Annotated in this window: 7 protein-coding genes and 1 tRNA gene; 4 read left to right on the top strand and 4 right to left on the bottom strand. The window is 42.3% G+C overall.

Translation table 11 applies throughout. The features are described 5' to 3' along the window. The 3 genes from AB4238_RS21210 to maiA form a co-directional block, all read left to right on the top strand. Positions 1-776 (top strand): sigma 54-interacting transcriptional regulator (locus tag AB4238_RS21210; RefSeq protein WP_372035483.1); only part of this gene is annotated, 776 nt, incomplete at its 5' end. 253 nt (positions 777-1029) lie between these two features. Continuing rightward, the gene (locus AB4238_RS21215; RefSeq protein ID WP_372035485.1) at positions 1030-2016 is read left to right on the top strand and encodes a fumarylacetoacetate hydrolase family protein; all 987 of its coding nucleotides are present in this window, start codon (positions 1030-1032) and stop codon (positions 2014-2016) included. Positions 2017-2109: 93 nt separating this feature from the next. After that, a complete protein-coding gene (maiA, locus tag AB4238_RS21220) occupies positions 2110-2763 on the top strand; it encodes a maleylacetoacetate isomerase (RefSeq protein ID WP_372035492.1) in 654 nt (217 codons plus the stop codon). A 38-nt stretch (positions 2764-2801) separates the two neighbouring features. On the opposite strand, the gene AB4238_RS21225 is transcribed toward maiA, so the two are convergent. After that, positions 2802-3683 (bottom strand): LysR family transcriptional regulator, encoded by an 882-nt coding sequence (locus AB4238_RS21225; protein WP_372035487.1) that lies wholly within the window; start codon positions 3681-3683, stop codon positions 2802-2804. Positions 3684-3864: 181 nt separating this feature from the next. On the opposite strand from AB4238_RS21225, the gene AB4238_RS21230 reads away from it, so the two are divergent. Beyond that, entirely contained in the window at positions 3865-5091 is a 1227-nt protein-coding gene (locus AB4238_RS21230; RefSeq protein ID WP_372035488.1) for an MFS transporter, read from the top strand. Here AB4238_RS21230 and AB4238_RS21235 read toward each other — a convergent pair. The 3 genes from AB4238_RS21235 to AB4238_RS21245 form a co-directional block, all read right to left on the bottom strand. Further along, a complete protein-coding gene (locus tag AB4238_RS21235) occupies positions 5077-6288 on the bottom strand; it encodes an MFS transporter (protein WP_372035490.1) in 1212 nt (403 codons plus the stop codon). The two genes, AB4238_RS21230 and AB4238_RS21235, sit on opposite strands and share 15 nt — an antisense overlap. 152 nt (positions 6289-6440) lie before the next feature. Next, a complete protein-coding gene (locus AB4238_RS21240) occupies positions 6441-6668 on the bottom strand; it encodes a hypothetical protein (protein ID WP_371992540.1) in 228 nt (75 codons plus the stop codon). Between the two features lie 110 nt (positions 6669-6778). Then, a tRNA-Val gene (locus tag AB4238_RS21245) sits at positions 6779-6854 on the bottom strand. Position 6855 lies beyond the last annotated feature (1 nt).

A 6855-nucleotide genomic window follows, 5' to 3' on the forward strand; every position in this document is an offset into this window, starting at 1 on the left:
TTATTGCCATCAACTGCGCGGCGATGCCTGATAGTGCCGCCGAAGAAGAGCTATTTGGTTTCGTCAGTAATGGTAGCGTAGTTAAGCGCGGCTTCTTTGAAGAGGCGAAAGGCGGCACCGTCTTTTTAGATGAAATCGCTGAGATGTCCAGATCTGCACAAGTTAAACTATTACGCTTTTTACAAGATGGCACATTCAGACGCGTGGGTGGCGATGAAGAGGTACGTAGCGATGTTCGTATTATCTGCTCAACACAAAAAAATCTTGCTGAACTTTGCCAAAGCGGTGAGTTTAGAGAAGATCTTTACTATCGAATTCATGTATTGAGCTTCCATGTTCCTTCACTCCGTGAACGAAAAGTGGATGTGATCCCGCTAACCGAAATGTTCTTAGAACATTACAGTCAGCAATTATCGATTCCAATTCGCAGAATCTCAGGCGAGTGCCGTGAACATTTGCTCGGTTACGCATGGCCTGGAAATGTGCGTCAGCTAAAGAATGCCATATTTAGAGCCGTATCGATGTGGGACGGTAGTGCAGAGTTAACTGTAGAGCAGCTTAAGTTGCCATCTTACGCAGAAGGTTTTGGCTATTTTGATCATCAGTTCGAAGGTAGCCTTGAACAGGCAATGAAGCAATTTGAGGCCAGTTTATTGCGTCGCTTGTATCCAGCTTATCCAAGTACACGACAATTGGCTAAAAAGTTAGGTGTGTCTCATACCGCAATCGCAAATAAGCTGCGTGAATACAAAATTAGTAAGCATAAAGCCTTGTAACTACTGATTGCAGTATTTGCTTGCTTTAACAGCAATAACAGCCCAATAAGCCCAATTACAGCCTATCTAAGATAGGCTGTAATCATATGTTTACAATATAAAGCGCGTAACGATTAAATGTGATTTAGCTCACGCTATTCCCCTGTTGCGCTAGTTAAGTCATTCTATGAGCAGATTAAGGCGAGAGCATGATTGCAACAGCTCAGAAACTGGGCAGAGTTAGTCAGCTAGCCACATTTTATTAGGAGTCAGTATGAAGTTAGCAAGTTATGATAATGGACGCCGTGATGGCCAGTTAATGTTAGTTAGTCGTGATCTAACTAAAGCGGTTGCGGTACCAGCTATTGCTCATACTATGCAGCAATTGTTAGATGCATGGGAGCTACTGAACCCGCAGTTGGTTGAGCTATATGATGCATTAAACCAAGGCTTAATGGATAACGCTATCGCATTTGATGAAGCCAAATGTCTATCACCACTGCCTCGAGCTTATCAATGGGCTGACGGTAGTGCTTATGTCAATCACGTTGAATTGGTTCGCAAAGCACGCGGCGCTGAGATGCCTGCAACGTTCTGGACCGACCCTTTAGTGTATCAAGGTGGTTCTGATTGTTTTATCGCGCCGAAAGCGGATATCCCTTTAGCAAGTGAAGAGTGGGGTATCGATTTCGAATCTGAAATCGCAGTTATTACTGATGATGTGCCAATGGGCGTGACCACTGAAAATGCCGATAAACACATCAAACTACTTATGCTGGTTAATGATGTGTCATTGAGAAACTTAATCCCTGGTGAACTGGCTAAAGGTTTCGGGTTTTTCCAAGCTAAACCATCAAGTAGTTTTTCTCCTGTTGCTGTGACGCCTGATGAGCTTAATGATAAGTGGCAAGATAGCAAAGTGCATCTGCCTTTGATCACTCATCTAAATAATGCGCTTTTTGGCCAGCCAAATGCAGGCGTGGACATGACGTTTAACTTTAGCCAACTGGTTTCTCACGTTGCTAAAACTCGTCCATTGGGCGCTGGTGCGATTATTGGTTCGGGCACTATTTCAAACTATGACCGTAGTGCAGGCTCAAGCTGCTTAGCTGAAACTCGTATGCTTGAAACCATTGCTGATGGCAAGCCAACAACACCATTTATGGGTTTTGGTGACAGGGTTCGTATTGAGATGCTCGATGAGAATAACCAGTCAATATTTGGCACCATTGATCAGCAGGTTGTCGAATATAAAGCTTAAGTTGCAGTAGAGCTTTAAATTAAATAGAGAAGAGAGTTAATTCGTTGTGGATTAACTCTTTTTTGTTTAAGCATTATGGAGAGAGCAAATATGATGAAACTGTATGGATACTGGCGCTCAAGCGCAGCTTATCGTGTACGAGTAGCGCTTAATCATAAAGGATTAACCGCAGAGCAGATCTCGGTGCATTTAGTTAAAAATGGTGGAGAGCAGCATCAATCGTCATACACTGCACTAAATGCACAGGAATTGGTACCGACCTTAGTTTTTAGCGATGTTAACGGCCAAGAGTGTGCATTAACCCAGTCAGTAGCGATTATTGAGTATCTTGATGAGGTTTATAAAGAGAATTCGTTACTGCCTGACAATGCATATGACAAAGCAATTGTACGAGCAATGTCGCTAACTGTTGCATGCGAAGTACACCCATTAAATAACCTAAAGGTGTTGCAGTATTTGGCATCGGAACTAGACATAACTGATAGCGCTAAAACACAGTGGTATCACAACTGGGTGAATCAAGGCTTTGCAGCATTAGAGCAACAATTAGAGCAATACAGTGGTAATTTTTGTTTTGGTGATAGCGTTACCTTGGCCGATCTATGTTTGGTGCCACAGGTATACAATGCTGAGCGGTTTAAAGTGGATATGACGCCATTCCCCAATATCGTACGGATTAATGCCCATTGTTTAACGCAGCAAGCATTTATTGATGCTATGCCTGAGAATCAACACGACGCAAGCTAAACCTGTGCTAGATGTTGCTGGTAGATGCATAGTTCACCTTAACGATTTTCCATTAAAAAATCGACAAACGCTCGATCAGCTTTGCTGATTGGGCGTTGTTTTTTCCACGCGATATGTAAGTCTAAATAGACGGGCGGGTTGAAAGGTTTTGCTAGGATATCGTCATCTTGTTCAATCATCATCTTTAACACGCTGGTGATCCCGTACTCTTGCGCTACAACCTGTTTGATAAGATTAATCAAATTAGTTTCAAATGCGATGCTGGCGTTAAGACCCAATAATTTGGCTTGTTCAAGCATCCATTCTCGATGAAAGTAACCTTGCTTAAACAGCACGAGATCATGCTGGAAAAACTGTTCCAGTGGCACTGAAGCTTGCGCTGCTAAAGGGTGATGTTTACCGACTGCAACTACCATCTGCTCTTGTAATAGCAGGTGGCTCTCAAAGCTATCATCTAAATCATTGGCTGTGATAATGGCGATATCCACATCTTCACGGCGTAACATTTTAAGTGTATCGCGGGTGCCGCCTTCAAACAGAGACAATTTAAGATCGGGATGTTGATGTCTAAACGCCATTAAACGACTCGGTAAATAAAAGGAACCGAGCATTCCCGGCACCGCCACTCTGACTTCCCCTTTAGTTAAGTTTGCCATCGATTTAATATGGGCTTCGGCTTGTGCCATATTTTTGATGATGAGTTGTGCGTGTTGATGCAGCGCTCGTCCCTCTGCAGTGAGTGAGAGCGTCTTACTGCGCTTATGTGCGCCTCTATCGACTAGAGTAACACCGAGGGAGTCTTCTAGCCTTTTAATGCTCTGGCTAAGTGCTGGTTGCGCTATATTCAATTGCTGCGCAGCTTTTGTAAAACCTCCAAAAGTAATTAACGCATCTAAGTGCTTTAACTGTTTTATATCCATTGCGAACCCACTTTTAAATTTAACGACTATCACCGTCCTTTGAACAGTTCAATATTAGCGGATTTGATCCCGTAGATTCCATAACAAAAATCAATTAATACGACCTTTTTTAATTATTATCGTTATAGAAGTTCAATTGCTATGCTATTTGCACTAAGGCAGTTTTTAACGAGTCATGATGATGAGCAGCACTGTAGAACAGGTAAATAGCAACAGAGAGTTGAAGCTGATTGGCGGGTTATCGATTGCTTCTATTGTTATTTTTATTAATCTTTATCTAGTGCAGGGCATGTTGCCCTTGATTGCCGGCACATTCTCAGTCTCTAAATCCCACGCAACGTTGCTACTGTCGGTGACAAGTTTCACCATGGCGTTTTCGTTATTACTGTTTGCGGTCATGTCAGACCGAATAGGTCGTAAACGGCCCATTCTGATCAGCCTTTATCTTCTGGTGATAGTAGACATTGTTGCCATATTTATTGCTGACTTTAGTCAGTTAGTCGCTTTGAGAATGGTTCAAGGTGCACTGTTGGCTTCAGTTCCTGCTATGGCGATGGCTTACTTCAAAGATGAATTGGGTGGCCATGTATTGTTAAAGGCAGGGGCTATCTATATTGCAGCTAATAGCATTGGAGGCATTGCTGGTAGGTTACTTGGTGGGGTGATGTCAGAGTATTTGCAATGGCAGCAAGCGATGATGTTGTTAGCTTTCATATCATTAATGGGAACTTTACTCGCGACTCGTTTATTGCCAGATAGTCAGTTTACCAAGACTAAGTTGATACTGAACAAAGAGGCAATACACTCAGATTTACAGGGGTTCTACAGCCATTTAGCGAACCCTAAGTTGAGATTGATTTACTTGATTGGCGGCAGTGCATTTATGGTGATGGTCAATCAATTTAGCTATATTCAACTGCATTTAATGGATATGCCATTTATGCAGGGGCCTTTTGAGGTAACGTTAATCTTCCTCTGCTATTTAAGTGGTACCTATGCATCATATCGCAGTGCTAAATGGATAAAGAATAGCGGCGTTAAGCGGGTTTATAGTACGTCTGTATGCGCATTAATGCTAGGCACTATGTTTACATTGTTTGATACTGTAGCCACCATCTATATTGGATTTTTAATCTCTTCGTTTGGTTTTTTCCTTATCCACAGCAGCTGCAATGCTTGGGTCGCATTTATTGCTAAGCAACATCGTGCCAAAGCAACTGCCCTTTATTTGTGTAGTTATTACCTTGGTGCCGCTATTGGCGGGCCATATTTGTTACCATTTTGGCAGCAGTGGGGTTGGCAAGGAGTGGTGCTGGGATCGATGTTATGTTTGTCAGTACTTGCTGCACTGGTGAATAAATTACTTTCGCCAACCGAGGCGAAAAGCCCATTATCATTCATTGTTTGATGCTAGGGCTTTATTATTTACATTGATTGGTTGCGGCCATATCTGCGCTTTATAATGGCCGTGAAAAAATACCGCTGCGGCAAAAAAGGTCACTAAAGCGCCGCCAAGTAAACTCCATTTAACATCTATCATGCTTAATACGCTACCAAGCCCTGCAGCAAATAGGTTGCCCAAACAAAAAACAGTGACTAGCATACCCATTAGCTGACCTTGGGCATTGTTTTGGTATGAGTTGGATAAATAGACGGGTAAAAAACCGTTGTAAATGGCGATACCTGCGCCCATTAGCGCAAAAGAGATTAAGTAAAATTGATTGTCGATAAAAGGCAGTGCGACAAGGGCTGAGCCAAATAACATCACTCCGACTAAACCTGCTCTTGCGTGTGACATCCTTTGTTGAATTATTGGGTTTACCCATATACTAGTAAAGATCATACAAGCCGTTAAAAATACTGTTGCCCAACTGATATCAACCGGTGTGTAGTTAAACTGTCTCACTAAATGCAAAGGATAATATTCGTAATAGAGATTGACTCCAGTCGTTAGCAGTAAGTACAACATAAAGAATCGTCGTAGATCCGTTTGCCGCAACAGAACAAGACTAGATGAATGACTGGGAGCTTTTATCGTTTTGTTTAAAGTGGCTGGCATCATAAAATGACTGAGTCCAGCACATATAAAACAAGCCAAAGCAGCCACAACAAATACAGTTTCAATTCCCGAGTAAATTAAATATCCACCTAAAAGAGGGCCGAGAAGATAACCACCATAGCCCATGGCGCTGATGAGCGAGAAACTACGTGCTTTGTCGATAATAGGGTGAAGATCTGCTGCTATTGCGCGGGCAATTGAAATGTTTCCTTCACACACTCCTGTGAGTAGTCTTGCGATACAGAATAGTGCAAAGTTACCAGATAACGCAGCGAATGCCGTCGCGCTATAACCGAAACCACTTCCTACTAAAGTGAGTGTTAATAGTCTGCGTCTTCCGTAACTATCTGACAAAGAACCAATAAAAGAGCTGCCAATAATAATACCTAACGGGTAAACGCCTAAAACGATGCCAAGCAATAACTCTTTAGGTAGCCCCATGAACTGGCTTAATGCGCTGTCACCTTGTTCAAAAAGCGGTGCTAAAATCGGGTAGGGCAGAGCAATACCAGCAACACTGATTAGAGTCACAATCAGAGTGATCATCAGTATTCTTTTAGCTTCGGTTTGTGGCTCGGCGATTGGCATTTAATTCATCAGCAGTTGGTTAACATAGCAGTGAATATCGCATGTTAAACTGATTAAGTAAATTAAAATATTTACTTAATAGTGTGGCGTGACTGCTCGCGGAACGTGGATTATTTATTAGGGTTTATTTGTTGCATCACCATATCGCTGGGAAGCAATTCTAAATGACCATGCTCGTCGAAGTACCATCCGGTTATAAACCCTTTTTGACGCATTTGAACAAGATTTTGCATCACTTCTTTTGCTTCTACGAGTGCTGTTTGCTGATCATACTGGTAAGTCAGCTTTAAGTAGGCAGCAATACTCGTAAGTGAAGCCGATTGACTCACGTCAGCCATGGGATTCATCCAAAAATAGAAGATACTAAAGGATAGTTGAATTCGATTAATACTGATGGATTAAAAAGAACTAGATTGTTGGGATTTTTTTACGAAGAGGAATAAAAGAATGGTGGTCGATACTGGGCTCGAACCAGTGACCCCCTCCTTGTAAGGGAGGTGCTCTCCCAGCTGAGCTAATCGACCT

Origin of the sequence: Shewanella sp. 10N.286.45.A1 (assembly GCF_041470405.1) — a bacterium.
Lineage (GTDB): Bacteria > Pseudomonadota > Gammaproteobacteria > Enterobacterales > Shewanellaceae > Shewanella.